A 25,214-nucleotide genomic window follows, 5' to 3' on the forward strand; every position below is an offset into this window, starting at 1 on the left:
CGGGGCCCTCGGGTCTCGCAGCGTATAGGCCCCCGTTGTGTAGCGGCCTAGCACGCCGCCCTCTCACGGCGGTAGCGCCGGTTCGAATCCGGTCGGGGGTACAGAGAACGGCCCGGTCCTTGTGACCGGGCCGTTTTTCGTTGCCCTGGCGCAGGGCGCGGCAGACACCCGACGACCACGATGCTCGAGCCCGTCCGACGTGGGTGTCGGACGCCAAGACGAGGCCGTCGTCGCAGGTGGCTGCCTCGACGGACTGACCGAGAACGTCTGCTGATCGATGGCGATGCGCACGCGTCGTTGGACGTCCCGTCCGCCCGCCCGCAGACTCGTCTCATGACCTCGGTCCCGACCTTCGCCCCGCGCCGCACGGCGCTGACCAGCCTCGCGCTGGTCGTCGTGCCGCGTGCGTGTCGATGCTGTCTGGACTCGATGTCGAGCACCAGCCTCGCGCGCCGCTGACTCCAGCGCGCCCCTGCTGATGCCGGTCGGCTGAGCCGACCCTGCCCCTCCGTGGGCGTCCTCTCCCTCGCTCGAGCACGACACCCGTCTGCGTCCAGCCGCCGGGCGTCGCTGCCGCGCGCACCCAGGGTCATTCGTGCACCCGGGTGCACCCAAGAAACCCGTGCAGCCGACCACCTCAGGAGTTCCATCGTGACCACCAGACAGCTCAAGCTCGGCGCCGTCCTCATGGGCGTCGGCGGCCCGGGGCAGCACGCCACGTGGCTGAGCCCGGAGATCCCCGGCAACGCCAGCGTCGACATCGACTGGTACATCGAGCGTGCCCGGCAGGCCGAGGCCGCCAAGTTCGACCTCGTGTTCATCGTCGACAGCCAGTTCATCACCCCCGACTCGCCGCACCACTACCTGAACCGCCTCGAGCCGTTGACCCTCCTGTCGGCGCTCGCTGTGAGCACGCGCAACATCGGGCTCGTCGGCACCCTGACCACGTCGTACAACGAGCCCTTCAACGTGGCGCGGCGCTTCGCGAGCCTCGACCTGATCAGCCGCGGCCGTGCGGGCTGGAACGTCGTCGCGACGGGGGACGGCGGGACCGCGGGCAACTACAGCCGCGACGAGCACTTCGACTACGCGACGCGCTACGGGCGCGCGCTCGAGCACGTGAACGTGGTCAAGGGCCTGTGGGACTCCTACGAGGACGACGCGTTCCCGCGGGACAAGGAGAACGGTGTCTTCCTGGACCGTTCGCGCCAGCACCAGCTGAACCACAAGGGCGAGTACTTCTCCGTGGTGGGTCCGCTGAACATCGAGCGCTCGCCCCAGGGGCAGCCGGTGATCTTCCAGGCGGGGGACTCGACGGAGGGCCGGGACCTGGGCGCGACCATCGCGGACGCGATCTTCACGCACGCGCCGACGCTCGAGGCCGGCCAGGCGTTCTACCAGGACATCAAGGCGCGCGCCGCTGCCCAGGGTCGCAACCCCGACCACGTCCTGATCCTGCCGGGCGTCTCTCCGATCATCGGCGACACCGACGAGGACGCGCGCGCCAAGGAGGAGGCGATCCTCGGCAGCAAGAGCTTCGAGCGGGCGCTCGCCGAGTTCGGCCGCCCGTTCGGCTGGCACGACTTCTCCCAGTACGACCTCGACGCACCGTTCCCGGAGGTCGGCGACCTCGGCGACCGCAGCTTCAAGACGCAGGCCGAGCGGATCAAGGCGCTGGCCAAGGAGAACGGTTACACCCTGCGCGAGACGGTGCTGGTCGTCTCCACGTCGCGTCGCTCGCCGTTCGTCGGCTCGGCGCTCACGGTGGCTGACGAGATCCAGCGCTGGTTCGAGGGCCGGGCTTTCGACGGCCTCAACATCCACACGAGCGTGCCCAGCGAGTTCGCCCGGTTCACCGACGAGGTGCTGCCGATCCTGCGCGAGCGCGGGCTCGTCCGCAGCGAGTACGAGTCCACGACGCTGCGGGGCAACCTCGGCCTCCCCATCCCCGAGAACGTGCACACCGCCGCGCGCGACGCGCAGCGCCAGCCGTCCCTCGTCTGAGACCCCACAACACCAACCCGGAAAGACCCATGAGACGACTCAGAACAGCCGCAGCCCTGACCACCGCACTCGCCGCCTCGCTCGTGCTCGCGGCCTGCGGCGGGACCGCCGGCGGAGCCGCCCCGGCCGACGCCTCCCACACCCCCGACCCCGACAAGCCCCAGGTCCTGAAGTGGGCCATCGACTTCCCGGCGAGCTGGGACCCGGTGGTCTCCGGCAGCGGTGCGCAGTTCCGCATCCTGTCGCTGGCGTACGCGTCCCTGACCGAGATCGACGAGAACGGCGTCGCGCAGCCCGGCCTCGCCGAGAGCTGGGACTACAACGAGGCCGGCGACGAGGTGACGTTCCACCTGCGCCCGGGCCTCACGTTCAGCGACGACACCCCGCTGGACGCCGAGGCGGTCAAGCTCTACCTGGAGCGCGCCAAGACGCAGGAGAACTCGGCGCTCGACGGTGACCTCGGCTCGATCGCGTCGGTCGACGCCGCGAGCGCCACCGACGTCGTCGTCCACCTCACCCAGACCGACTACCAGCTGCCGCTCCTGCTCGGCCAGCGCGTCGCGCAGATCACGAGCCAGACGGCGGCGAAGGACCCGGCCAAGCTCACGACCTGGCCCGTCGGTGCCGGACCGTTCGTGGTGAAGGAGCTGGTCACGGGCTCGCACGCGGTCCTGGTGAAGAACCCCGACTACTGGGACGCCGAGAACATCGAGATCGACGAGGTCGACCTGTCCGCCGTGCCCGACCCGGCCACAGTGGTCTCGGGCATCCAGACCGGGGTCTTCGACTTCGCCTACCTCGCACCCAGCCAGGTCAAGGCCGCCGAAGCGGCAGGCCTCGACGTGGTGAAGCAGCCCGGGTACAACGCGGCGAACATCAGCCTGAACGTGAACAAGGCTCCGTTCGACGACCCCAAGGTGGTCGATGCGGTGCGCTACGCGATCAACCGTCAGGAGTTCGTCGACAAGGTCACGTTCGGCACGGGGTCCACGACGGCCGAGCCGTTCCCGGAGGGGTACATCGCGTACGACGAGCAGTCCGCCGACCTGTGGCCGTACGACCCGGACACGGCCAAGGACCTGCTCGCAGCGGCGGGGCACGCGAACGACATCTCCGTCGACCTGGTGATCCCGGCCGAGTCGCCCGCCGCGGAGATCGTGCAGTCGCAGCTGGCCGCGGTGGGCATCACCGTGAACATCAAGGTGGACACGGCGTGGGCGACCCCGTTCTTCGCCAAGGAGCTCGCACTGTCGCTCTACGGCACCACGGGCCGCGAGTCGCCGGTGCAGACGCTGACCGCGCACTTCGGTCCGCAGGGTCCGCTCAACCTGTCCAGCCCGTACACGCCCGACGGCTTCGCCGAAGCGGTCGCGGTGGCGCGCGAGACACCGCTCGACTCGCCGGACTACGCGAAGAACCTGCAGGCGGCCACCCGGGCCGGCCTGGAGAGCCAGGCGCTGGTGTTCACCTACAGCCAGCCCAACCTCTTCGTGAAGAGCCCGCGGGTGTCCGACCTGCCCGCGATCCCGGGTCAGGTGCACTGGACCGGCGTCACGGTCTCCGAGAAGTAGCCCGGGCTGCCGGGGCGCACGCCGCTGCGCGCCCCGGCGGCTCGTCCACCACGAGAGGAGGAACCTCGATGAGCAGCACGACCGACAACCGCAGCTGGGCTCGCACCCACGGCGTCTCGCTCGCCGTCGGACGCACGCTGGCCGTGTTCGTCCCGGTCTTCTTCCTGGGCACCTTCATCACGTTCGCGCTCCGCCAGCTCAGCGGGCTGAGCCCGGCACACCTGCAGCTCGGCGAGTCGGCGACCCCCGACAAGGTCGCCGAGCTGGAGGCGCAGTGGGGCCTCGACCAGCCGTTCCTCACGCAGTACTGGAACTGGCTGACCGGCGTGCTGCACGGCGACCTGGGGCTGAGCTGGGTGGACGGGACGAGCGTCTCGTCGGCGCTCGCCGGCCGCGCGATCATCAGCCTGTCGATCGCGGGCCTGGCCCTCGTGATCGGTGTGACGCTCGGGTTCGTGCTGGGCACGATCGCCGCCCTGTGGCAGACGACCTGGGTCGACCGGGCGATCACGGGGTTCACCACGGTCATCTCCGTGATGCCGTCGTTCGTGGTCGGCATCGCGCTCGTCGCGGTGTTCGCGGTCTCGCTCGGCTGGTTCCCGTCGGCGGGGTACGTGCCGATCGGGCAGGGCGTCACACCGTGGTTCGAGCACATCTGGCTGCCTGCGCTGGCGATCAGCTTCGACACCATCGCCGACGTCGCGCGCCAGCTGCGTTCCGGACTGATCGGCGCGTACCGCGAGAACTACGTGACGGGTGCGATCGTGCGCGGCCTCGGGCCGCGGCGGATCTTCTTCGTGCACGTCCTGCGCAACGGCATCGGCCCGGCGCTGACGGTGGTCGGCATGAAGTTCCCGAACCTGCTCGGTGGCGCCGTGGTCACCGAGGCGATCTTCGGCCTCGCCGGGTACGGCAAGTACGCCGCGGACTCGGCCCAGCGCGGCGACGTCCCTGCGGTGCAGGGCGTCCTCGTCGTCTCCATCGTCGTCGTCGTCCTGTTCAACCTGCTGGTCAACACCGCTCTGGTGCGGATCACGCCCGCCTCGGCGAGAGGGGTCTGACCATGTTCCGACGCGTCGCGTCACTGCCTAGCGGCCGGATCGGCCTGGTGATCCTCACGCTCGTCCTGCTCCTCGCCGTCTTCGGCCCGGCGCTGGCTCCCTACGACCCGCTGGAGGGCGGCGACTCGGTTCTCGCGGGTCCGTCGTCGACGAACTGGCTGGGCACCGACTACCTCGGTCGCGACGTGCTGAGCCGAATCCTGGCCGGCTCGACCGTGAGCGTCCTGGGCGCGGTCCAGGTCGCCCTCATCGCGCTGGTCGTCGGCGCCGTGCCCGGCATCCTGTCGGTGTACCTCGGGCGCTCGTTCGAGTGGCTGTCGCTGCGGCTAGTCGACACGCTCATCGCCCTGCCGTTCCTCGTGTTCGCGGTCGCGGTCACGGCGCTGCTGGGCAACGGGATCCCGCAGGCCATGCTCACGGTCGGCTTCCTGGTCTCGCCTGTGTTCTACCGGGTGTCCCGGGCCGCCGCGCTCACCGTCTCCCGGTCGCAGTACGTCGAGGCCGCGCTGCTGTCCGGTGCGTCGGTCGGCTGGGTCGTGCGCAAGCACGTGTGGGCCAAGGTGCTGCCGCCGCTGTCGATCGCGCTCGCCACGACCATGGGCACCGGATTCGTCGTCGTCTCGAGCCTGACGTTCCTCGGCATCGGGGTACAGCCGCCCGCGCCGACTTGGGGTGGCGTGCTCGCCTCCGACCTCATGTACCTGAGCTACAAGCCGTTCGCGCCGCTGGTCCCGACGCTCCTGATCATGGTCACCGTCTGGGCGTTCAACCTGCTGGCCGACGCCATCCGCGACGTGACCGGCGAGGCCGGCCGCGCCCGCACCCGCCCCGCCACCTCCATCGCCACCGCCTAGGAGATCCTCATGGCCGACGACATCGTCCTGCAGCTGCGTGACGTCACGATCACCAACACCGCGAACGGCACCGACCTCGTGCGGGGCGTGGACCTCACGCTGCGTCGGGGTGCCGTGCTCGGCATCGTGGGCGAGTCGGGCAGCGGCAAGACGCTGACGTGCCGGGCGGTCCTCGGCATCCTGCCGCCGCGGATCGAGGTGTCGGGCGGCGAGATCGACCTGCTCGGCGAGGACGTCGCGGGCCTGTCCGACCGGGACTGGCAGCGGTTGCGCGGGACCGAGATCACGGCCGTGTTCCAGGACCCTGCGTCGTACCTCAACCCGTCCATCCGGGTGGGCAAGCAGATCGCCGAGGTCGTCCGCGTGAAGAAGCGGGTGTCCCGCAGGGCCGCGAAAGCCGAGGCCCTGGAGCTCCTGGACATCGTGCGTCTGCGCAACCCGGAGCGCGTCTACGACCAGTACCCGCACGAGCTGTCGGGCGGGATGCTGCAGCGCGTCCTGATCGCCACGGCCGTCGCGCTCGACCCGCAGATCCTGATCGCCGACGAGGCGACGACAGCCCTCGACGTCACCGTGCAGGCGGAGATCCTCGACCTGCTGACCGAGCTCACCGAGCGCACCGGCCTGTCGCTGATCGTCGTCTCGCACGACCTCGCGGTCGTCGCGCAGCTGTGCGACGAGGTCCTCGTCATGCGGCACGGCGCGATCGTCGAGTGCGGCCGCACCGACGACATCCTGTTCGACCCGCAGCACGAGTACACGCGCCTGCTGATCGACGAGCACAACAGGTACGGGCTGGACCGGTTCCTCACGCCGGCCCCTCTGAAGGAGCTGACCGGTGTCGCCTGACGCTCCGCTGCTGCGGATCACCGACCTCGACGTCCACTACGGCTCGCGCCGCTCGCGCACGCAGGCGCTGCACCGCGCCAGCCTCGACGTCCGGCGTGGCGAGACCGTGGGGATCATCGGCGAGACGGGTTCCGGCAAGTCCACGCTCGCTCGCGCGGCCGTCGGGCTGATTCCCGCGTCGGCCGGCTCGGTGAGCATCGGCGGCGAGGTGGTCACGGACTTCTCTGGCCGGCAGTGGCGCGACTTCCGGCGTCGCGGTGTCGTCCAGCTCGTGTTCCAGGACCCGCTGCGCAGCCTGGACCCGGACAACACGATCGGGGACTCGCTCGCCGAGCCGCTGATCCTGCAGGGACGCTCGTCGCGGGCTGAGATCGACCTCGTGGTCCGTACGCACCTCGCTCGGGTGCGACTCGACGTCGACGTCCTGGACCGGCTGCCCGGCGAGCTCTCGGGCGGTCAGCGGCAGCGCGTCGCCGTGGCGCGCGCGCTCGTCACGGGACCCGAGCTCGTGATCCTCGACGAGCCCGTCAGCGCGCTCGACTCGGCCAACCGCGTCCAGGTGCTCGAGATCCTCGCTGAGCTGCGCGCGTCCGGCGTCGCCCTCGTGTTCATCTCCCACGACCTCGGTTCGGTCGCCGGCATCACCGACCGCGTGGCCGTCCTGTACCAGGGCGCGGTCGTCGAGGTGGGCGCGACCGACGCGATCGTGAACCGGCCCGAGCACCGGTACACCCGACTCCTGGTGGGCTCCGCGCCCACTCTGACCACCGGCTCGCTCGACCGAGCCCGTCGCGACGAGCTCCGCTCGCTCGTCGGCACCTCCTGAGAGAAGGCGACATGACCAACGACGCAATCCGGGCGACCGGCGGCCGCGAGGTCGAGACCGTCCAGTTCCCCATCGGCAGACCGCCGAGCGAGCTCGACGTGCTAGTCGTCGGCGCCGGCCCCGTCGGGCTGTCCGCAGCGGTCGAGCTGACGAGCCAGGGAGTCGAGGTCGCCGTCGTCGACGCAGCGACGTCGGCGTCCCTGGCCCGCGCCGGAGCGATCGGGCACACCCCGCGGGTCGTCGAGCTGTTCCGGCGCTGGGGGCTGCTGCAGCAGATCCGTGACGAGTGGACGTTCCCACCCGAGTGGAACCGCGGTACGCAGTTCGTCACCTCCCTCGCGGGTCACGTCCTCGTCGCGCCGCCGCGGCGCGGGTTCGCCGAGTCGCGGTCGACGTCGTTCTCGCTCGCGGACACCCTCCGCCGCCCGCAGTCCGCCCTGCAGAAGGTGTTCCTGGAGCGCCTCGAGGCGCACTCCGTGAGCGTGACCGGCGGGTGGCGCGTCGAGGACGTGCAGGACACGGGCGACGGCGTCGTGACCACGGTCGTGGGCAACGGGGAACGCCGGGAGGTGCGCTCGCGGTACGTCCTGGGCGCCGACGGCGGCAGCAGCACGGTCCGCCGGCTCGCGGGGATCGGACGGTCGGGGGAGTACGCGACCGAGAAGCACTACCGGCTGGTCGTTCGCACGCAGCCCGGTGCGGTCGGCCCGGCGCCGAGCGGTGTGAACATCGTGTTCAACCAGCACGCCTCAGGGTTCCTCGCGGCCATCAGCAGCACCGACTGGCGGGTGTACTCCGAGCCGTACGCACTGGCGGCGGAGCCGTCGCAGGACGAGCTGCTGGCGACCGCCCGTGCGGCGTTCGGCATCCCGGACCTCGACCTCGAGCTGCTGTCGGTCACGTCGTTCTTCCGGGCGACCCGGATCGCCGACACCTTCCGGCAGGGCCGGATCCTGCTCGCGGGCGACGCGGCGCACGTGCGCACGCCCGGCGGGAACCTCGGCGAGGGCTTCGGCGACGTGGTCAACCTCGGCTGGAAGCTGGCCGCGGTGCTGCACGGGCACGGCGGCGACGCCCTGCTCGACTCCTACGACCGGGAGCGGCGACCGCACAACTGGCGCGTCGCCGACCACGCCCTGGCGCGCTCGCAGGCGTCGGCCTCGACGCTCGCCGAGATCCGCAGGCTCGGCGTGCCCGACGACGCGGACGTCGGCGCGGAGGCGGTGGCGACCCGCGCGCTGATCGGCGGGCTGATCTCCGCCCAGTACGCCCCCTCGCCCGGCGTGACGTTCGACGAGCGGTACGACGACTCGCCGGTCGTCGCGTACGAGCCGGGCCAGGCCCAGGACGACCACCCGTGGGCCGCCGAGCGGTACGTGCTCGACCCGCGCCCGGGGCACCGTGCGCCCGACGGCTACATCGACTCGTTCGGCGACACCCTGTACGACCGGATCGGCCACGACCTGGCTCTGCTCGTGCTCTCCCCTGAGGCCGTGGGTACGCATGCCTTCGAGGACGCGGCAGCCGCGCGGGGAGTCCCGCTGTCGGTCGTGCACCTCGACGACCCGAGCATCCGGGAGATCTACGGCGCCGACCTCGTCCTGGTCCGGCCCGACCACCACGTCGCCTGGCGCGGTGACCACGTCGAGGATGCCGCAGCGGTGCTCGATGTCGTGCTCGGCCAGCTGATCCTCGCTCACCTCTGACGTCCCTCACAGAAACGGTTCCCCCACCATGTCCTCCTCCACCCTGACGGCCACCCGGGTCCGGGTCCTGCCACCGTCGACCGTCCGACCGCGCGGCACCCTGCTCGTGGTTCCCGGCCGCGGCGAGCACCTCGGCCACTACGGCCGGTTCGCGCAGCGCATCGCCGCCGACGGCTACGTCGTGGACGTCCTCGACGCGCTGCCCTCCGACGCCGACGAGGTGAGCTCGCTCCTCGCCGAGATCGACGCCGAGGAGGCCGCGATCGAGGGTCCGCGCATCCTGGTCGGCGTCGACGCGGGAGCGGCGGTCGTCGTCGACGCGGTCCGCCAGGGGCTCGTGAGCCCGGCCGCCGTGATCCTCGCGGGAGCGGTCGTGGGCGAGGCCGTCTCGGTGGCCGCGGACGACGCGACCGAGATCGCGCAGCGGACGTCGTGCCCCGTGCACCGCGGGCTCCTCGAGGAGGACCCGCTGTACGCGCGGGCCTTCGGCCAGGTCACCGAGGCGGCGCGTGCCTGGGGTGCGTCCGTCGCGTCCCGGGAGCCGTCGGGCACCGTCGACGGGCCCTGGTACGTCGGGATCCCGCTGCTCGCGCTGCACGGGCACGACGACGAGGTCGCACCGCTGCGCGACGTCGTGCGTGCGCTGTCGTGGTGGCCGGACGCCGAGCTGCTCGCCGTGCGTGACGGCGCGCACGACGTGCTCAACGACGCGGCCCACCGGTCCGTCGCCGCGTCGGTCGTGCAGTTCCTCGAGCGGGTCCGCTCCGGCGACTCGCACCGCTCCCTCGTGGTCCGCGTCCCGCTCGGGAACTCGGTCGAGCAGGACGGGACGGGCATCTGATGCGGTACGGCTACTGGACGCCGATCTACGGCGGCTTCCTGCGCAACGTGGGCGACGAGGGCATGCCGGCCACGTTCGACTACGTGAAGAAGGTGTCCCAGACGGCGGACCGGCTCGGCTACGACCTGACCCTCGTCCCGGAGCTCTACCTCAACGACCGCAAGGGCGTCACGGCGCCGAGCCTCGAGGCCTGGGAGCTTGCCGCAGGGATCGCGGCGGTGACCGAGCACGTCGAGATCATGGTCGCCGTGCGTCCGGGGTTCCACCTGCCGGCGGTCCTCGCCAAGCGGGCGGCGACGCTCGACGACATCAGCCACGGGCGGCTCTCGCTCAACGTGGTCTCGGCGTGGTGGGCGGAGGAGGCCAAGCAGTACGGCGGGATCTTCGGGGTGCACGACGAGCGGTACGCGCGCACCGAGGAGTGGGTCGACGTCGTCACGGGTCTGTGGCGTGAGACGCCGTTCCGGTACGAGGGAAGCTTCTACACGGTCGAGGATGCCGTCCTCGAGCCCAAGCCGCAGCGCACCCCGCCCATCTGGGCCGGCGGCGAGAGCGAGGGCGGCAAGGGGTCCATCGCGAAGTTCGCCGACGCGTACGTCATGCACGGAGGAACGGTCGACGAGGTCGGCGGCAAGATCGCCGAGATGGCGCGGCGCCGTGAGGCGATCGGCAAGGACCCGTTCGTCGAGACGGGGATGGCCGCCTACGTCATCGTCCGCGACACCGAGCGCGAGGCGCAGGCCGAGCTCGAACGGATCACGACCGTGCCCGTCGACGGGGCCGGCGCGAGCTACGCGTCGTACCAGGAGTTCGTGCAGCACTCGCAGCTCGAGCGGTCGGTGAGCCTGCAGGAGTACTCGGTCGGTACCCGGGGGCTGCGTCCGGGGCTCGTCGGGACCGCCGAGCAGGTGGCCGAGAGGCTGCTGGCCTACGAGGACGCCGGACTGGGGCTCGTGCTCCTGCAGGCGTCGCCCCTGGACAGCGAGCTCGAGCGGATCGCCGAGCAGGTCTTCCCGCTGGTGGGCCGGAACGCGAAGGTACCGGCTCTGGTCTGACACCGACGTCCGCACTCGTGGGTGCGCCCACGAGTGCGGACGGTGCTGTCAGTGACGGGAGCCGTCAGGCGGCGACGAGCGCCCGGTCGTCGACGAGGCGGCGCACCGCCGCGGCGGCGACGCGGCCGATCTCGGGGTCGGCGCCGCGACGGACGCGAACCTCGAGGTCGAGCGGCTCCACAACCGGCAGGTCGTGCCGGACGACGAGCCCGGGAGGCGCCTCACCGATCAGCGGGAGCAGCGTGATGCCGAGCCCGGCGCGGACGGCCGCGTGCACGCCCGCGAGATGCGGAGACTCGGCGGCCACGTGCGGGCGCAGCCCCGCCGTCGAGAGCACCTGGACGGCGCGGCGCCGGATCGCGCACGGCTCGTCGAAGGCGACGAACGACGTGATCGGGCCGGCCTGCCAGCCGGGCGCCGACACCCAGAGCAGCGGGATCGACCCGGCCGAGTGTCCGGTCGGCGTGGTGCTGCCGAGGACGAGCGCCGCGTCGATGCTGCCACCGTCGACCGCCTGCGTGAGCGCGGTCGTCCGGTCGAGCCGGAAGCGCAGCGTTCCGCCGTGCAGGTTCCCGAGCGCACTGCTGACCGCGGGCAGCAGGTCGTCGGCACCGTGCTCGGTCGACCCGAACACGAGCTCCGCGACCGGCACGCGCACGCCGAGGCTGCGCAGCGCGGCGTCGTGGGCTGCCAGGACCCGACGGGACTCGGCGACGAGGACCTCACCGGCGACCGTGAACCGCGAGCCGCGACCGTCCTTCTCGACGAGCGGCCGCCCGACGGTCTTCTCGAGGCGTCGGACGTGCTGGCTGACGGCGCTCTGCGTGAGGTGCAGCGCGGCCGCGGCCCGGTGGAACCCACCACAGTCCGCCACAGCCACGAGGCTGCGCAGCGGACCGATGTCGAGGGTGAGGTTCACGCGGGGGAGTGTGGAGCACCCGTTCGGGGGTGACCAGGCCTGGACCAACTCGTCTCACCCTGCGGGACGGCTCAGTGCTGCCCGCGCGGACCGCCCGACGTCGTCGGCAGGAGGCTGACGACGAGTGCGGCGACCGCGGCGCAGAACCCGCCGAGGAAGACGCCCACGACGAGCATGCCGATCAGGTCACCACCGCCAAGGGCGCTGAGTGCGCCGCCGACGACGAAGCCACCGACGAACGACCACAGGGCCGCTCGTCGACGCTGCCGACGCCGAGCCGCGGCCGGACCGCGGACGGCCACGGTCAGTCCGCCGTGCGGCGCAGGACCTCGGTCAGCCGGTTGGCCGCCGAGACGACCGCTGCGGCATGCAGGCGGCCGGGCTGGCGGGACAGGCGCTCGAGCGGGCCGGAGACCGAGACGGCCGCGACGATCCGGCCGGACGGCCCACGCACCGGGGCGGAGACCGACGCGACGCCGACCTCGCGCTCGGACACCGACTGGGCCCAGCCGCGGCGACGCACGCCGGACAGGATCGTGGCGGTGAACTTGGCACCCTGCAGACCGCGGTGCAGGCGGTCGGGCTCCTCCCACGCGAGCAGGATCTGCGCGGCGGACCCGGCGTGCATCGTCAGGGTGGCGCCGACCGGGATCGAGTCGCGCAGGCCGATCGGGCGCTCGGCGGCGGCGACACAGATGCGCTGGTCACCCTGACGGCGGTACAGCTGTGCGCTCTCCCCCGTATGGTCGCGCAGGGCAGCCAGCACGGGGCCGGCTGCGGCGAGCAGACGGTCCTCGCCGGCGGCCGTCGCGAGCTCCGAGAGACGCGGTCCCAGCACGAACCGACCCTGCATGTCGCGAGCGACGAGTCGGTGGTGCTCGAGGGCCACGGCGAGGCGATGTGCCGTCGGGCGAGCAAGATGGGTGGCGGTGACGAGCTGCGCCAGCGTGGCCGGACCGGCCTCGAGGGCGCTGAGAACGGATGCGGCCTTGTCCAGCACGCCGACTCCGCTAGAGTTGTCCATAGGTCGATATTGGCGTCTCGCTGACTGAGATGCAAGTACGACGAACGGTGAGCCGGGAAAATCCACACTCCCGGATGAGAGAACGACGAGAGAACGGACCGAGAAGATGGCCGGCACGTTGGCAGAGAAGGTCTGGGACGCGCACGTCGTGCGGCAGGGCACCGACGGTGCACCCGACCTGCTCTACATCGACCTGCACCTGGTGCACGAGGTCACGAGCCCGCAGGCGTTCGAAGGTCTCCGGCTCGCGGGTCGCACGGTCCGCCGCCCCGACCTCACCCTGGCGACGGAGGACCACAACACCCCGACGCTCGACATCGACCTGCCGATCGCCGACACGACGAGCCGCACGCAGATCCAGACGCTGCGCAACAACGCGGCCGAGTTCGGTGTGCGCATCCACTCGCTCGGCGACGCGGACCAGGGCATCGTCCACCAGGTCGGTCCGCAGCTCGGGCTCACGCAGCCCGGCCTCACGGTCGTCTGCGGCGACTCGCACACGTCGACCCACGGCGCGTTCGGTGCGCTCGCGTTCGGCATCGGCACCAGCGAGGTCGAGCACGTGCTCGCCACCCAGACGCTGCCCCTCGCGCCGTTCAAGACCATGGCGATCACGGTCGACGGCGCGCTGCCGGCCGGTGCCACGAGCAAGGACATCATCCTGGCGATCATCGCGAAGATCGGCACCGGCGGCGGTCAGGGCTACGTGCTCGAGTACCGCGGCGAGGCCATCCGCGCGCTCTCGATGGAAGCCCGCATGACGGTCTGCAACATGTCGATCGAGGCGGGTGCCCGCGCGGGCATGATCGCGCCCGACGAGACCACGTTCGAGTACCTGAAGGGCCGCCCGCACGCACCCGAGGGCGCCGACTGGGACGCGGCCGTCGAGTACTGGAGCACGCTGAAGAGCGACGACGACGCCGAGTTCGACGTCGAGGTCGACCTGTTGGCCGAGGACCTCGAGCCGTTCGTCACCTGGGGAACCAACCCCGGCCAGGGCCTGCCGCTGTCCGGCGCGGTCCCGGTCCCCGAGGAGATCGCCGACGCCAACGAGCGCGTGGCGGCCGAGCGGGCCATCGAGTACATGGGCCTGACGCCCGGCCAGCCGCTGCGCGAGATCAAGGTCGACACGGTCTTCATCGGCTCGTGCACCAACGGCCGCATCGAGGACCTGCGCTCCGTCGCGAAGGTGGTCCAGGGCAAGCACAAGGCCGACGACGTCCGCGTCCTGGTGGTCCCGGCCTCCGCTCGCGTGCGCCTGCAGGCCGAGGCCGAGGGGCTCGACAAGATCTTCCTCGACTTCGGTGCCGAGTGGCGCAACGCCGGCTGCTCGATGTGCCTGGGCATGAACCCGGACCAGCTGGCTCCGGGGGAGCGGTCGGCGTCCACGTCGAACCGCAACTTCGAGGGCCGGCAGGGCAAGGGCGGCCGGACGCACCTGGTCTCGCCGCTCGTCGCCGCCGCGACCGCCATCCGCGGCACGCTGTCGTCCTACTCGGACCTCGACACCGGGGCGCCCACGCCCGACGGCAGCCCGCTGACCGACCTCCAGACGGTCTGAACCACAGGAAAGCGAGAGATTCGTCATGGAGAAGTTCAGCCAGCACACCGGCGTCGGCGTCCCGCTGCGGCGCAGCAACGTGGACACCGACCAGATCATCCCCGCGGTCTACCTCAAGCGCGTGACGCGCACGGGTTTCGAGGACGCGCTGTTCGCCGCCTGGCGTGGTGACCCCGAGTTCATCCTCAACCAGGACGCCTACAAGCCCGGCTCCGTGCTCGTCGCCGGTCCGGACTTCGGCACCGGCTCGTCGCGCGAGCACGCCGTCTGGGCGCTCAAGGACTACGGGTTCAAGGTCGTCATCTCGAACCGCTTCGCGGACATCTTCCGCGGCAACTCCGGCAAGCAGGGTCTGCTCGCCGCTCAGGCGTCGCAGGAGGACATCGAGCTCATCTGGAAGATCCTCGAGACCCGCCCGGGCACCGAGGTCACGGTCGACCTCGAGTCGAAGACGATCACGTGCGACGACGTCGTCGTGCCGTTCCAGGTCGACGACTACACGCGCTGGCGCCTCATGGAGGGCCTCGACGACATCGGCCTGACGCTCGAGCACGCCGACGAGATCTCGGCGTTCGAGGCGACCCGCGAGCCGTGGCGTCCCGCCACCCTGCCGGCCAAGCACCTGCCGCCCGTGGAGATCGTCGCGGCCCGTCCCGTGGGTGTCCCGGTCGAGATCGGCCGTAAGCCCTGACGCCCGTCTGCGGCGGGTCCACAGCCGGATCCGCCGCATATGGCTACGGTGAACCCGGGCCTCGACGCGGATGCGTCGGCCGGGGAAGGGACGAGCATGCCAGGCAAGTCTGAGATCGCCGACCGGATCGCCGCGCGCGGCTGGAGCCGCGCCGCGTCGTCGAGCGCCGTGGACGCCGTCCTCGACGAGATCACCGCGGCACTGGCCGCGGGTGAGCGCGTGACGCTCACGGGTTTCGGGACGTTCGAGGCCGCGACCCGAGCCGCCCGTACGGCGCGCAACCCACGGACGGGCGTGTCCATCGACGTCCCTGCCGTCACGGTCGCCCGGTTCCACCCGGGCACGGCGCTGCGGTCGCGTGTCGCCGCCGGAGTGGCTGTGCCAGCCGCGACCCTCGGTGCCGCCCCGGTCGGTAGCCTGACACCGGCGGCGAAGGCCTCGGTGACGTCGTCCGCACCGAAGGCGGCGAAAGCCCCGGCACCCGGTGCGACCACCGCCGCGGCGGTGCCTGAGAAGGCCGCAGCCGGCAAGGCCGCCACGAAGTCCACGAGCGCGAAGACCAAGCCGGTCAAGGCGGACCTGAAGAAGGCGGCCGCGAAGAAGGCCGACCTGAAGGCCGCCGCGAAGAAGGCCGAGAAGTCGGCCAAGGCCAAGACCACCGCCAAGAAGAAGGCGAAGTCCGACGGCAAGGCCAGCTCCAAGCACACCAAGAAGAAGAAGTAGGCCTCGGCGCCGACGTGTGAAGGTTCTGCACGGCTGCGGCGCGCCAGACGCGATGCGGTCGGGGGCACGTCCGCGGGTGGGAGACGATGTGGCAATGAGCGATCTGCTGTACGTCGACGGGGGCAACCCGCTGTCGGGAGAGATCAAGGTCCGCGGGGCCAAGAACTTCGTCTCGAAGGCGATGGTGGCCGCGCTGCTCGGGGAGACCCCGAGCGTGCTGCGCAACGTGCCGCAGATCCGTGACGTCGCCGTCGTCACCGGTCTGCTCGAGCTGCACGGCGTGAAGGTCGACGCGGACCCCGAGGCGGGCACGCTGCACCTGGACCCGACGGACGTCGAGTCGGCGCACGTCGCGGACATCGACACGCACGCCGGGTCGAGCCGCATCCCGATCCTGTTCTGCGGGCCGCTTCTGCACCGGCTGGGCGAGGCGTTCATCCCGGACCTGGGCGGCTGCATGATCGGCGACCGGCCGATCAACTACCACCTCGACATCCTGCGGCAGTTCGGCGCCGTGGTGGAGAAGACCGACAACGGCATCCACATCCGTGCCCCCCGACGACTGCAGGGCACCAAGATCGCGCTGCCGTACCCGAGCGTGGGCGCCACCGAGCAGCTGCTGCTGACCGCCGTCCGCGCCGAGGGCATCACGGAGCTGGCCAACGCCGCGATCGAGCCCGAGATCATGGACCTCATCAACGTCCTGCAGAAGATGGGCGCGATCATCTCGGTCGACACCGACCGCGTGATCCGGATCGAGGGCGTCGACCGGCTCGTCGGGTACCAGCACACCGCGCTGTCCGACCGGATCGAGGCGGCGTCGTGGGCGGCAGCGGCTCTGGCGACGCGCGGCGACGTGTACGTCCGGGGTGCCACCCAGCCGGAGATGACGACGTTCCTCAACACCTTCCGCAAGGTCGGCGGCGAGTTCGCAGTCGACGACGACGGCATCCGGTTCTTCCACCCGGGCGGCGACCTGCGCTCGATCCAGCTCGAGACGGACGTACACCCGGGGTTCATGACCGACTGGCAGCAGCCGCTCGTCGTCGCGCTGACGCAGGCCAGGGGACTGTCGATCGTCCACGAGACGGTCTACGAGAACCGGTTCGGGTTCGTCGACGCGCTCGTCGGCATGGGCGCCACCATCCAGGTCTACAAGGAGTGCCTGGGCGGGCGGCCGTGCCGGTTCGGGCAGCGCAACTTCTACCACTCGGCCGTCATCTCGGGCCCGACGCCGCTGAGCGCCGGGGACATCGAGGTGCCGGACCTGCGGGGCGGCTTCAGCCACCTCATCGCGGCCCTGACCGCCAAGGGCACGTCGTCGGTGCGCGGGATCAGCCTGATCGACCGCGGCTACGAGCGGTTCACCGAGAAGCTCGAGGCGCTCGGCGCGGAGTTCAGTCGCGAGCTGTCGCCGGTCTGAGCCCGGTAGCATCTGCTCCCGTGCATCCCCCCGCCAGGTCCAATCGCGCGTATCGAACCGTCGCGCACCTCGTCCGTCCGCTGCTGCGGGCGATGAGCCGCAAGGACTGGCACGGCGTCGAGCACCTGCCGACCGAGGGCGGATTCATCGCTGCGTCGAACCACATGACGAACATCGACCCGCTGACGTTCGCGTACTTCCTGTGGGAGAACGGGTTCGCCCCGAAGATCCTGGCCAAGGCGTCGCTGTTCAAGGTCCCCGTGATGCGCAACGTGCTGCACGCGACCGGGCAGATCCCCGTCTACCGCAACACGGTCTCGGCGGCGGAGTCGTTGTCCGCAGCGGTCACGGCTATCGACGACGGTGACTGCGTGGCCGTGTTCCCCGAGGGGACGCTGACGCGCGACCCGGACCTGTGGCCGATGGTCGGCAAGACGGGTGTGGCCCGCCTCGCCCTGACCACGCGGGCGCCGGTCGTCCCGGTCGCGCAGTGGGGCCCCCAGCTCCTGCTGCATCGGTACGGCAAGCTCCTGCGCCCGTTCCCGCGCAAGACGCTCACGATCGTCGCCGGTCCTCCCGTGGACCTGAGCGACCTCTACGACAAGCCGCAGGACACCGCGACGCTGCGCGAGGCCACCGAGCGCGTGATGGCCGCCGTCACGGCGCTGCTCGTGGACATCCGCGGGGAGCAGCCGCCCGCGGAGCGGTACGACATGCGCAAGCCCCTCGCACCGGGCGAGAAGCGCGTCGGCGGAGACCGCGCGACCAGGCCGGAGACCCCGTGACGGGGCTGCGTGCCGCCGTTCTCGGCGCGGGTTCCTGGGGTACCACGTTCGCCACGGTGCTCGCCGACGCCGGGTGCGAGGTCACGATCTGGGGTCGCGACGAGAAGACGTGCCGGCAGATCAACGACGAGCACCGCAACGAGGCGTACCTCCCGGGGATCTCGCTGCCCGCGTCGATCGCTGCCTCGACCGATGCCCGTGCGGTCCTCGACGGCGCCGACCTGATCGCGATCGCGATCCCGTCGCAGTCCGCCCGGGCGCTGCTCACCCCGCTGCGCTCGTCCGTCGCCCCGCACGCCGTCGCCGTGTCGCTCATGAAGGGCGTCGAGCTGTCCACCGACCGGCGGATGAGCGAGGTCGTGGCGGAGGCCCTCGACATCCCCGCCGACCGGATCGCCGTCGTCTCCGGGCCGAACCTGGCCCTCGAGATCGCGCAGCGCCAGCCGACCGCCACCGTCGTGGCGTCGAGCAGCCAGGCGACCGCGCAGCTCGTGGCGAACGCCTGCGCGTCCGCGTACTTCCGGCCGTACACGAACGACGACGTCGTCGGTGTCGAGCTGTGCGGCGCCGTGAAGAACGTCATCGCGCTCGCGGTCGGCATCTCGCAGGGCCGCGGCCTCGGCTACAACACGATGGCCACCGTCATCACGCGCGGCCTGGTCGAGATGACGCGCCTCGGTCTCGCCCTCGGAGCGGATGCCGACACGTTCGCGGGCCTCGCCGGCCTCGGCGACCTCATGGCGACCTGCGCCTCGCCCGCGAGCCGCAACCACACCCTCGGCGGGCACATCGGCCGCGGCATGACCCTCGACGAGGCTGTCGCCGCCACCGGGGGGACCGCCGAGGGCGTGAAGTCGTCGCGCTCCGTCCTCGAGCTGGCCACCTCGCTCGGCGTCGAGATGCCGATCACGTCCGCCGTGGTCCGCGTCCTGCACGAGGGGCTGCCGGTCGAGCAGCTCGCCGCGCTGCTGCTCGCCCGCCCGCACAAGGCCGAGGGCGTCTAGACCGCTTCGCTCGCCGAGCCGGTCACGAGGTCCGCAGCGCGCGGTCCAGGTCGGTCCAGAGGTCCTCGACGTCCTCGATGCCGACCGACATGCGCAGGAGGTCCTCGGGGACGGTCACGGACTCGGTGGCGAAGCGACGGCGGCGTTCCAGGCTGGACTCGACCCCCCCGAGGCTCGTCGCCGGGACCCAGAGCTCCAGGCGAGCGACGACCGCGTCGGCGGCGGCGGCTCCGCCGTGCGGGCGCATGCCGATGATCGACCCGTACCCGTTCATCAGACGGCTCGCCCGGTCGTGCCCGGGATCGGTGGGCAGGCCAGGGTGCCGGACCTCGGCCACGGCGGGGTGCTCGGACAGGCGACGGGCGATCTCGACGGCGTTGGCCTGGGCGCGCTCGACCCGCAGCGCCAGCGTGCGTAGGCCGCGCAGGGCGAGCCACACCTCGAACGGCCCGGCGATCGAGCCGTGCAACGTGCGGTGCGCGTGCAGCCGGGCATGGAGGTCGTCGTCGTCGGCCAGCGCGGCGCCCATCACGACGTCGCTGTGGCCGGCCAGGTACTTGGTGACGGAGTGGATGACGATGTCGGCGCCGTGCTCGAACGGGCGCTGCACGAGGGGCGTCGCGAACGTGTTGTCGACGCCCACGAGCGCGCCGACGGCGTGCGCTGCCTCGACGAGGGCCGGCAGGTCGGCCACCTCGAGCATCGGGTTGGTCGGCGACTCGATCCAGAGCATCGACGCACCCGGCAGCGCCGCGACCACGGCGTCGGTGTCGTCGATGTCGACGAGGACGACGTCGACGCCGTGCCGGGCCGCGAGGTCCTGCGCGAAGCCGATGGTCACCTGGTACGCATGGCGGGGCAGGACGAGCCGGCCTCCGTCGGGGACCAAAGAGAACGCGGCCGCGACGGACGCCATGCCCGAGCTGAAGACGAGCGCTGCGTGCCTCGAGCGCTCGAGCAGTCCGAGCGCCTCCTCGAACGGGTGCCAGGCGTCGGTGTCCATGCGTCCGTAGAGCAGCTCTCCCGCCGCGGGTACGCCCTGCGAGACGTTCGTCGACGAGAGCACGATCGGAGGGTTGAACGACGCGCCCTGGGACCGCGCCGGACGACCCGCGCTCACGGCGAGGGTCGCTGGGGACAGGTCGCCTGCACCCTCGGCTGCCGCGGGACGCCCGCTCACAGCGAGGGCCGCGGGAAAGAGGTCGCCGGGCTGCTCTGAGGTCACAGCCGCAGGTTACCGGGAGCGGTCGTGCCAGGGCCCACGACGCTGCCACGCTCCGCGACCCGACGGCCGGGTAAGGTTCGGGCCGATGGACACCTCCCCAGACCTCCCGACCCGCCGACCCCGGGTGATGGTGCTGTTCGGCGGCCGCTCCGGTGAGCACGCGATCAGCTGCGCGACGGCGGGCGGCGTGCTGCGCGCGATCGACCGGGAACGCTACGACGTGCTTGCCGTCGGCATCACGCCGTCCGGGCGGTGGGTCCTCGCCGAGGACGACCCCGACCGGTGGGCCATCACCGACGGTCGGCTGCCGCAGGTGGAGGACACAGCGGCACACGTCCTGCTGCCGCAGGCGGTCGACGACCGCGACGTCCAGGTGCTCGAGAGCGGGCAGCTGCCGCGCGTCCTGGGCGAGGTCGACGTCGTGTTCCCGCTGCTGCACGGCCCGTTCGGTGAGGACGGCACGCTGCAGGGCATGCTCGAGCTCGCCGACGTCCGGTACGTCGGCGCGGGCGTGCTGGCGTCCGCCGTCGGCATGGACAAGCACATGATGAAGCTCGTCCTGGCGGGGCACGGGCTCACCGTCGGACCGTTCGAGGTTGTCCTTCCTGGCCAGCTGGACCGCGATCCGGCCGGCGTCGCCGAGCGCATCGCCCGGCTCGGGCTCCCGCTCTTCGTCAAGCCCGCCCGGGCCGGGTCCAGCCTGGGCATCACGCGCGTGACCGACCTGGCGGACCTCGCGGCGGCGATCCGCACGGCGCAGGAGCACGACCCCAAGGTCATCGTCGAGGCGGCGATCGTCGGGCGCGAGATCGAGTGCGGCGTGCTGGGCGGCCGCGACGGCGAACGCGCGCGCGCCTCGCTGCCGGGCGAGATCGTCGTCACGGACGAGCGCCACACCTTCTACGACTTCGAGGCCAAGTACCTCGACGAGGCGGGCGTCACGCTGGCCTGCCCGGCCGACCTGACCGACGCGGAGACGGCGGCGGTGCGGGACGTCGCCGTGCGCACGTTCGAGGCCGTCGGGTGCGAGGGCCTGGCGCGGGTCGACGTGTTCGTGATGCCGGACGGCGAGGTCGTGGTGAACGAGATCAACACGATGCCGGGCTTCACGCCGTTCTCGATGTACCCGCGCATGTGGCAGGCGTCGGGGGTGTCGTACCAGGAGCTCGTCGACGAGCTGATCTGCCTCGCTCTGGAGCGTCCGACCGGACTGCGCTGAGGTCGACGGCACGAGCCGCGACGTGACGACCCGGCGGCGGACCCCCGGATCGCCCTCGGGCAGCCCCACGAGTTGTATTCCCGAGGCAACGAAAGTCCCCACGAGTACAGGTGCGTGACGTACTGTCTGGGCATTCGTGGTGGACCGACCCGCGACAGGGACGTCGCGGATCGGCGCGTGTCCCATCACCGTCGGGACGCCCACCAGCGTCTTCCGCACAGGCCACGCGGCCCGTGCACCGTACTGACCGCCCAGCATCGGGCGGCCCGGCCCCGGATCGGTTGTGACTGACTTGAGCGTCGTGCATCTCGCAACGCCCGCCCGCCGCAACGTTTCGGAGCGTCTCGCATGAGCCCCGACGGCGCGGCCGCGACGGTCGAAGCCCGCAACGCCAGCGACTACTCGGCCCTCGCCGCGCAGATCCGCGAGTCCGGCCTGATGGCGCGCCGCTACGGGTACTACTGGACCCGCATGATCCTGGCCGCGACCGCGTTCGCCGGCGTCTGGGTCGCGGTCGTCCTCATCGGTGACTCCTGGTGGCAGCTCGCGGTCGCCGCCGTGCTTGCGATCGTGCTCACCCAGCTCGCGTTCCTCGGCCACGACAGCGCTCACCGGCAGATCTTCACCTCGGGCGCCTGGAACGACTGGACCGCGCGGATCATCGCCGGCGGCTTCGTCGGGCTCTCGGCGTCCTGGTGGCGCAACAAGCACAACCGGCACCACGCCAGCCCCAACCAGCAGGGCTCCGACCCGGACATCGCTCCCGGCGTCGTCGCGTGGACGTCCGACGTCGTCGACCAGCGTCCCGGTCTGCGCGGCTGGTTCGGTCGCAACCAGGGCTGGTTCTTCTTCCCGCTGCTCACGCTCGAGGGCATGAGCCTGCACATCTCGAGCATCCGCGCGCTGACCGCCAAGGGACCCGTGGCCAACCGGAAGGTCGACCTCGCCATCGTCGGCGGCCGGCTCGTGGTCTACGTCGCGCTCCTGCTGGTGCTCCTCCCGCCCGGCAAGGCGGTCGCGTTCTTCTTCCTGCAGATGGCCCTCTTCGGGGTGTTCCTCGGTGGCTCTTTCGCGCCGAACCACAAGGGCATGCCGATCATCCCCGCCGGGATGAAGGTCGACTTCCTGCGGCGCCAGGTCATCACGTCGCGCAACATCCGCGGTGGCACGGCCGTCGACTTCGCGATGGGCGGCCTGAACTACCAGGTCGAGCACCACCTGTTCCCGAGCATGCCGCGCCCGAACCTGAAGAAGGTCCAGCCCGTGGTGCGCGAGTACTGCGAGCGTCTCGGCGTGAAGTACACCGAGGTCGGCTTCTTCGCGTCGTACCGGATCATCGTCAAGTACCTCAACAACGTCGGCCTGGCCGACCGTGGGGCGTTCGACTGCCCCGTCGCCGCACAGTACGGCCGCTGAGCTCCCGCTACAGGCAGGAACGCTCCTGCGCGGTCAGGGCGACCGCGGGGCCGAGCTGGTCGACGTACGACGTGCCCGTAGCGGTCGCGACGGATGCCGGTACGTGCACCTCGACGGCCGGCACACGCCCGTAGGTCGTCAGCGTCCAGCTCTCGTCGTCGTTCTGCACCGCCACCCAGTCGATGCTCGGACCGTCGGGCGTCTCGACCGTCTGGCAGTGCTCCGTCGTCGGGCCGAGCGGCTCGACGCCGCAGCGCAGGACGATCGGGTGCGTCGGGTCGCCCCACGCGGTGGTCGCCTGAGCTGTGGTGTCCCGCTGCGGCAGACCCTCGCCGAGGGAGTCGGGCATCGCGAGGACCACGCTCGCGCAGACCGGGTCGGTGGCGTGCGGTGCGACGTCGGCCGAGACGGCGCCCGTGCAGCCGGCCAGCACGGTCACGGTTCCGACGACGGCCATCGGAGTCCTCAGTCGTCGGTTCCGCACGGGGTCACGGTAACCCCGCCGAGCCCGCGACCCTCTACCGTGTCCGGGTGACCACCAGCGACGGCCCCCTCGTCTCGGAGCTGTCCGAGGAGGCGCTCCTCGCCCGCATCTTCCCGCTGCTGCCCGCGGGTGCCCACACCCTCCTGCCACCCGGGGACGATGCCGCCGTCGTCGCAGCCCCCGACGGGCGGTTCGTCGTGACCACGGACGTCCTCGTCGAGGACCGGCACTTTCGCCGGGCCTGGTCGAGCGGCCAGGACGTCGGCCGACGGGCGGCGGTGCAGAACCTCGCGGACGTCGCCTCCATGGGGGCCCGGCCGACCAGCGTGGTCGTCGCGCTGGTGATCCCGGCGGACCTGCCCGTGTCCTGGGTCGAGGGGCTCGCGCGCGGTCTGGCACAGGAGTGCGGGCCGCTCGGTGTGGGCGTCGTCGGCGGGGACCTGTCGGGCGGGCCGGTGCTCGTCGTCTCCGTGACCGCGCACGGGGACCTGGAGGGTCGGGCGCCCGTGCTCCGCTCCGGCGCGCGGCCGGGTGACGTGGTCGCGCACGCGGGCGTCGCGGGGTGGTCGGCGGCCGGGCTGGCGCTGCTCGACGCTGCCTCCCGCGGGGCGGACGACAAGCTCGTGGGTGCCTACCTGCACCCGAGGTCCCCCCTGGAGGCCGGGCCGGCGGCAGCGGTCGCGGGTGCGACCGCGATGATGGACGTGTCCGACGGTCTCGTCCGCGACGCACGGCGGATCGCTCGTGCGAGCGGGGTCGTGCTGGACCTCGACGACCCGGCGGACTCGTTCGCCGCGGACGTCGCCAGGCTCGGTGCTGCCGCGGTGCTGCTCGGGGCGTCGGCGCGCGGCTGGGTGCTCGACGGGGGAGAGGACCACGGTCTGCTGGCGACCTTCCCGCCGGACGCGGTGCTGCCGCCGCCGTTCCGGGTCGTCGGCCGCGTCCGCGAGGGTGCCCCGACGGTGCTCGTCGCGGGGGCAGAGCATTCGCGGACGTCGGGGTGGGACCACTTCGGGGGCGCGCAACCGCACGCGTGAGCCGGCCGCCTCCGAGCCGCCGGACTCGGGCCGCGTCAGCGGCGGCGGTAGCGGACCTCGAGCAGGCTCGCGCCGCCGACGTCGTCGTACCGGTCCACGCCGTCCGCCTGGAAGCCGTGCCGACGGTAGAAGTGTCGGGCCCGCTCGTTGTCGGCGAGCACCCACAGGGAGATGGGCGTCTTGTCGCCGACGGAGGAGATCAGCGTGCGCATGAGGTCGCGGGCGACCCCGTGCCCCCACGTGCCCGGGTCGAGGTAGATCGAGTAGATCTCCCGGTCGCCACGGCCGGCGTCCTCGTCTCGGCTGGGGCCGACGGTCGCGAACCCGACCACCTGGTTCCCGGCCAGTGCCACCCACGTGAGCACCTGGTCGGAGGGGCCCTCGCGCAGGTACGAGGCCCACTGGCCGGCCCGCTCGGTGGCGTCCATGGCGTTGAGGTACGCCTCGGGAACGATCCCGGCGTACGCCTCCTGCCACGACCGCACGTGCACCGAGGCGATGTCGGCCGCGTCGCTCTCGGCGGCGGGGCGAATCGTCACGTCGTCCAGCTGCTCGACCATGACGTCACCCTGCCACACCAACCGGACATGGCGAAGGCCCACGAGGTGACAACCTCGTGGGCCTTGGCGGTGCGTCCCGAAGGACGCCGACATGACGTCAGACTGCGCGCTGCACCTTGCCGGCCTTGAGGCACGACGTGCACACGTTGAGACGCTTGGGCGTCCCCGCGACGACGGCACGGACGCGCTGGATGTTCGGGTTCCAGCGCCGCTTCGTGCGCACGTGCGAGTGCGAGATGCTGTGCCCGAAGCTCGGGCCCTTGGCGCAGACGTCGCAGTTGGCAGCCACGGTCTTCTCCTGTTGCTCTTGCGGATGTGCCGCTGGTTCGCGGCTAAGTCAATGGGGTCCTTCGTGGGTGAGAGCGCACGAGCGAAC

The 25,214-nt window shown here is 71.6% G+C and carries 25 protein-coding genes and 1 tRNA gene; 19 read left to right on the forward strand and 7 right to left on the reverse strand.

Annotated features, from left to right (window positions below; all coding sequences use genetic code 11):
- Positions 1–28 precede the first annotated feature (28 nt).
- From AC1DPN_RS05130 to AC1DPN_RS05175, 10 genes are all read left to right on the forward strand, one after another.
- Positions 29–101, forward strand: a tRNA-Glu gene (locus tag AC1DPN_RS05130).
- 550 nt (positions 102–651) lie between these two features.
- Positions 652–2,004 (forward strand): LLM class flavin-dependent oxidoreductase, encoded by a 1,353-nt coding sequence (locus AC1DPN_RS05135; protein WP_477083616.1) that lies wholly within the window; start codon positions 652–654, stop codon positions 2,002–2,004.
- 29 nt (positions 2,005–2,033) lie between these two features.
- Positions 2,034–3,575, forward strand: coding sequence for an ABC transporter substrate-binding protein (locus AC1DPN_RS05140; RefSeq protein WP_477083617.1), 1,542 nt, complete (start codon positions 2,034–2,036; stop codon positions 3,573–3,575).
- 68 nt (positions 3,576–3,643) lie between these two features.
- Positions 3,644–4,636 carry an ABC transporter permease gene (locus tag AC1DPN_RS05145; RefSeq protein ID WP_477083618.1) on the forward strand — a complete coding sequence of 331 codons (993 nt, stop codon included), beginning with the start codon at positions 3,644–3,646 and terminating at the stop codon, positions 4,634–4,636.
- A gap of 2 nt (positions 4,637–4,638) precedes the next feature.
- Complete coding sequence (locus AC1DPN_RS05150; RefSeq protein WP_477083619.1) at positions 4,639–5,490, forward strand: ABC transporter permease; 852 nt, start codon at positions 4,639–4,641, stop codon at positions 5,488–5,490.
- A gap of 9 nt (positions 5,491–5,499) precedes the next feature.
- Entirely contained in the window at positions 5,500–6,339 is an 840-nt protein-coding gene (locus AC1DPN_RS05155) for an ABC transporter ATP-binding protein (protein ID WP_477083620.1), read from the forward strand.
- The gene (locus AC1DPN_RS05160; protein WP_477083621.1) at positions 6,329–7,165 is read left to right on the forward strand and encodes an ABC transporter ATP-binding protein; all 837 of its coding nucleotides are present in this window, start codon (positions 6,329–6,331) and stop codon (positions 7,163–7,165) included. The genes AC1DPN_RS05155 and AC1DPN_RS05160 overlap by 11 nt, the downstream gene beginning before the upstream one ends.
- A gap of 11 nt (positions 7,166–7,176) precedes the next feature.
- Positions 7,177–8,871 (forward strand): FAD-dependent oxidoreductase, encoded by a 1,695-nt coding sequence (locus AC1DPN_RS05165; RefSeq protein WP_477083622.1) that lies wholly within the window; start codon positions 7,177–7,179, stop codon positions 8,869–8,871.
- Between the two features lie 28 nt (positions 8,872–8,899).
- Complete coding sequence (locus AC1DPN_RS05170) at positions 8,900–9,712, forward strand: alpha/beta hydrolase (protein ID WP_477083623.1); 813 nt, start codon at positions 8,900–8,902, stop codon at positions 9,710–9,712.
- Positions 9,712–10,767, forward strand: coding sequence for an LLM class flavin-dependent oxidoreductase (locus tag AC1DPN_RS05175; RefSeq protein WP_477083624.1), 1,056 nt, complete (start codon positions 9,712–9,714; stop codon positions 10,765–10,767). Before AC1DPN_RS05170 ends, AC1DPN_RS05175 begins: the two co-directional genes overlap by 1 nt.
- A 64-nt stretch (positions 10,768–10,831) precedes the next feature.
- Here AC1DPN_RS05175 and AC1DPN_RS05180 read toward each other — a convergent pair whose 3' ends face one another.
- From AC1DPN_RS05180 to AC1DPN_RS05190, 3 genes are all read right to left on the reverse strand, one after another.
- Positions 10,832–11,686: a LysR family transcriptional regulator gene (locus AC1DPN_RS05180; protein WP_477083625.1), complete on the reverse strand. Its 855-nt coding sequence runs from the start codon at positions 11,684–11,686 to the stop codon at positions 10,832–10,834.
- 71 nt (positions 11,687–11,757) lie between these two features.
- Entirely contained in the window at positions 11,758–11,988 is a 231-nt protein-coding gene (locus AC1DPN_RS05185) for a hypothetical protein (RefSeq protein WP_477083626.1), read from the reverse strand.
- 2 nt (positions 11,989–11,990) lie between these two features.
- Positions 11,991–12,710: an IclR family transcriptional regulator gene (locus AC1DPN_RS05190; RefSeq protein WP_028046824.1), complete on the reverse strand. Its 720-nt coding sequence runs from the start codon at positions 12,708–12,710 to the stop codon at positions 11,991–11,993.
- 106 nt (positions 12,711–12,816) lie between these two features.
- Here AC1DPN_RS05190 and leuC point away from each other — a divergent pair, with 106 nt between their 5' ends.
- The 6 genes from leuC to AC1DPN_RS05220 all read left to right on the forward strand — a co-directional run bounded on the left by leuC (position 12,817) and on the right by AC1DPN_RS05220 (position 18,897).
- Positions 12,817–14,271, forward strand: coding sequence for a 3-isopropylmalate dehydratase large subunit (gene leuC / locus AC1DPN_RS05195; RefSeq protein WP_477083627.1), 1,455 nt, complete (start codon positions 12,817–12,819; stop codon positions 14,269–14,271).
- Between the two features lie 25 nt (positions 14,272–14,296).
- Positions 14,297–14,962, forward strand: a complete 666-nt coding sequence (gene leuD, locus AC1DPN_RS05200) for a 3-isopropylmalate dehydratase small subunit (protein WP_477083628.1) — start codon at positions 14,297–14,299, stop codon at positions 14,960–14,962.
- A 96-nt stretch (positions 14,963–15,058) separates the two neighbouring features.
- Positions 15,059–15,685: an HU family DNA-binding protein gene (locus tag AC1DPN_RS05205; protein WP_477083629.1), complete on the forward strand. Its 627-nt coding sequence runs from the start codon at positions 15,059–15,061 to the stop codon at positions 15,683–15,685.
- Positions 15,686–15,779: 94 nt separating this feature from the next.
- A complete protein-coding gene (gene murA, locus AC1DPN_RS05210; RefSeq protein ID WP_477083630.1) occupies positions 15,780–17,108 on the forward strand; it encodes a UDP-N-acetylglucosamine 1-carboxyvinyltransferase in 1,329 nt (442 codons plus the stop codon).
- A 20-nt stretch (positions 17,109–17,128) separates the two neighbouring features.
- A complete protein-coding gene (locus AC1DPN_RS05215) occupies positions 17,129–17,893 on the forward strand; it encodes a lysophospholipid acyltransferase family protein (RefSeq protein WP_477083631.1) in 765 nt (254 codons plus the stop codon).
- Positions 17,894–17,898: 5 nt separating this feature from the next.
- The gene (locus tag AC1DPN_RS05220) at positions 17,899–18,897 is read left to right on the forward strand and encodes an NAD(P)H-dependent glycerol-3-phosphate dehydrogenase (RefSeq protein WP_477083861.1); all 999 of its coding nucleotides are present in this window, start codon (positions 17,899–17,901) and stop codon (positions 18,895–18,897) included.
- Between the two features lie 22 nt (positions 18,898–18,919).
- Here AC1DPN_RS05220 and AC1DPN_RS05225 read toward each other — a convergent pair whose 3' ends face one another.
- A complete protein-coding gene (locus AC1DPN_RS05225) occupies positions 18,920–20,038 on the reverse strand; it encodes a trans-sulfuration enzyme family protein (RefSeq protein ID WP_477083862.1) in 1,119 nt (372 codons plus the stop codon).
- A gap of 169 nt (positions 20,039–20,207) precedes the next feature.
- Here AC1DPN_RS05225 and AC1DPN_RS05230 point away from each other — a divergent pair, with 169 nt between their 5' ends.
- Positions 20,208–21,341 (forward strand): D-alanine--D-alanine ligase family protein, encoded by a 1,134-nt coding sequence (locus AC1DPN_RS05230; RefSeq protein WP_477083632.1) that lies wholly within the window; start codon positions 20,208–20,210, stop codon positions 21,339–21,341.
- A gap of 348 nt (positions 21,342–21,689) precedes the next feature.
- On the forward strand, positions 21,690–22,757 hold the full coding sequence (locus tag AC1DPN_RS05235; protein WP_477083633.1) for a fatty acid desaturase family protein: 1,068 nt from the start codon (positions 21,690–21,692) through the stop codon (positions 22,755–22,757).
- A gap of 7 nt (positions 22,758–22,764) precedes the next feature.
- Here the strand turns inward: AC1DPN_RS05235 and AC1DPN_RS05240 are convergent, their stop codons facing one another.
- Complete coding sequence (locus AC1DPN_RS05240) at positions 22,765–23,214, reverse strand: DUF3515 family protein (RefSeq protein ID WP_477083634.1); 450 nt, start codon at positions 23,212–23,214, stop codon at positions 22,765–22,767.
- A 74-nt stretch (positions 23,215–23,288) separates the two neighbouring features.
- Here AC1DPN_RS05240 and AC1DPN_RS05245 point away from each other — a divergent pair, with 74 nt between their 5' ends.
- Positions 23,289–24,278 (forward strand): thiamine-phosphate kinase, encoded by a 990-nt coding sequence (locus AC1DPN_RS05245; protein WP_477083635.1) that lies wholly within the window; start codon positions 23,289–23,291, stop codon positions 24,276–24,278.
- A 35-nt stretch (positions 24,279–24,313) separates the two neighbouring features.
- Here AC1DPN_RS05245 and AC1DPN_RS05250 read toward each other — a convergent pair whose 3' ends face one another.
- Entirely contained in the window at positions 24,314–24,838 is a 525-nt protein-coding gene (locus AC1DPN_RS05250; protein WP_477083636.1) for an N-acetyltransferase family protein, read from the reverse strand.
- 97 nt (positions 24,839–24,935) lie between these two features.
- The gene (gene rpmB, locus AC1DPN_RS05255) at positions 24,936–25,127 is read right to left on the reverse strand and encodes a 50S ribosomal protein L28 (protein ID WP_029289091.1); all 192 of its coding nucleotides are present in this window, start codon (positions 25,125–25,127) and stop codon (positions 24,936–24,938) included.
- Positions 25,128–25,214: the final 87 nt, after the last annotated feature.

The sequence above is a fragment of the Cellulomonas sp. P4_H4 genome (assembly GCF_056400865.1).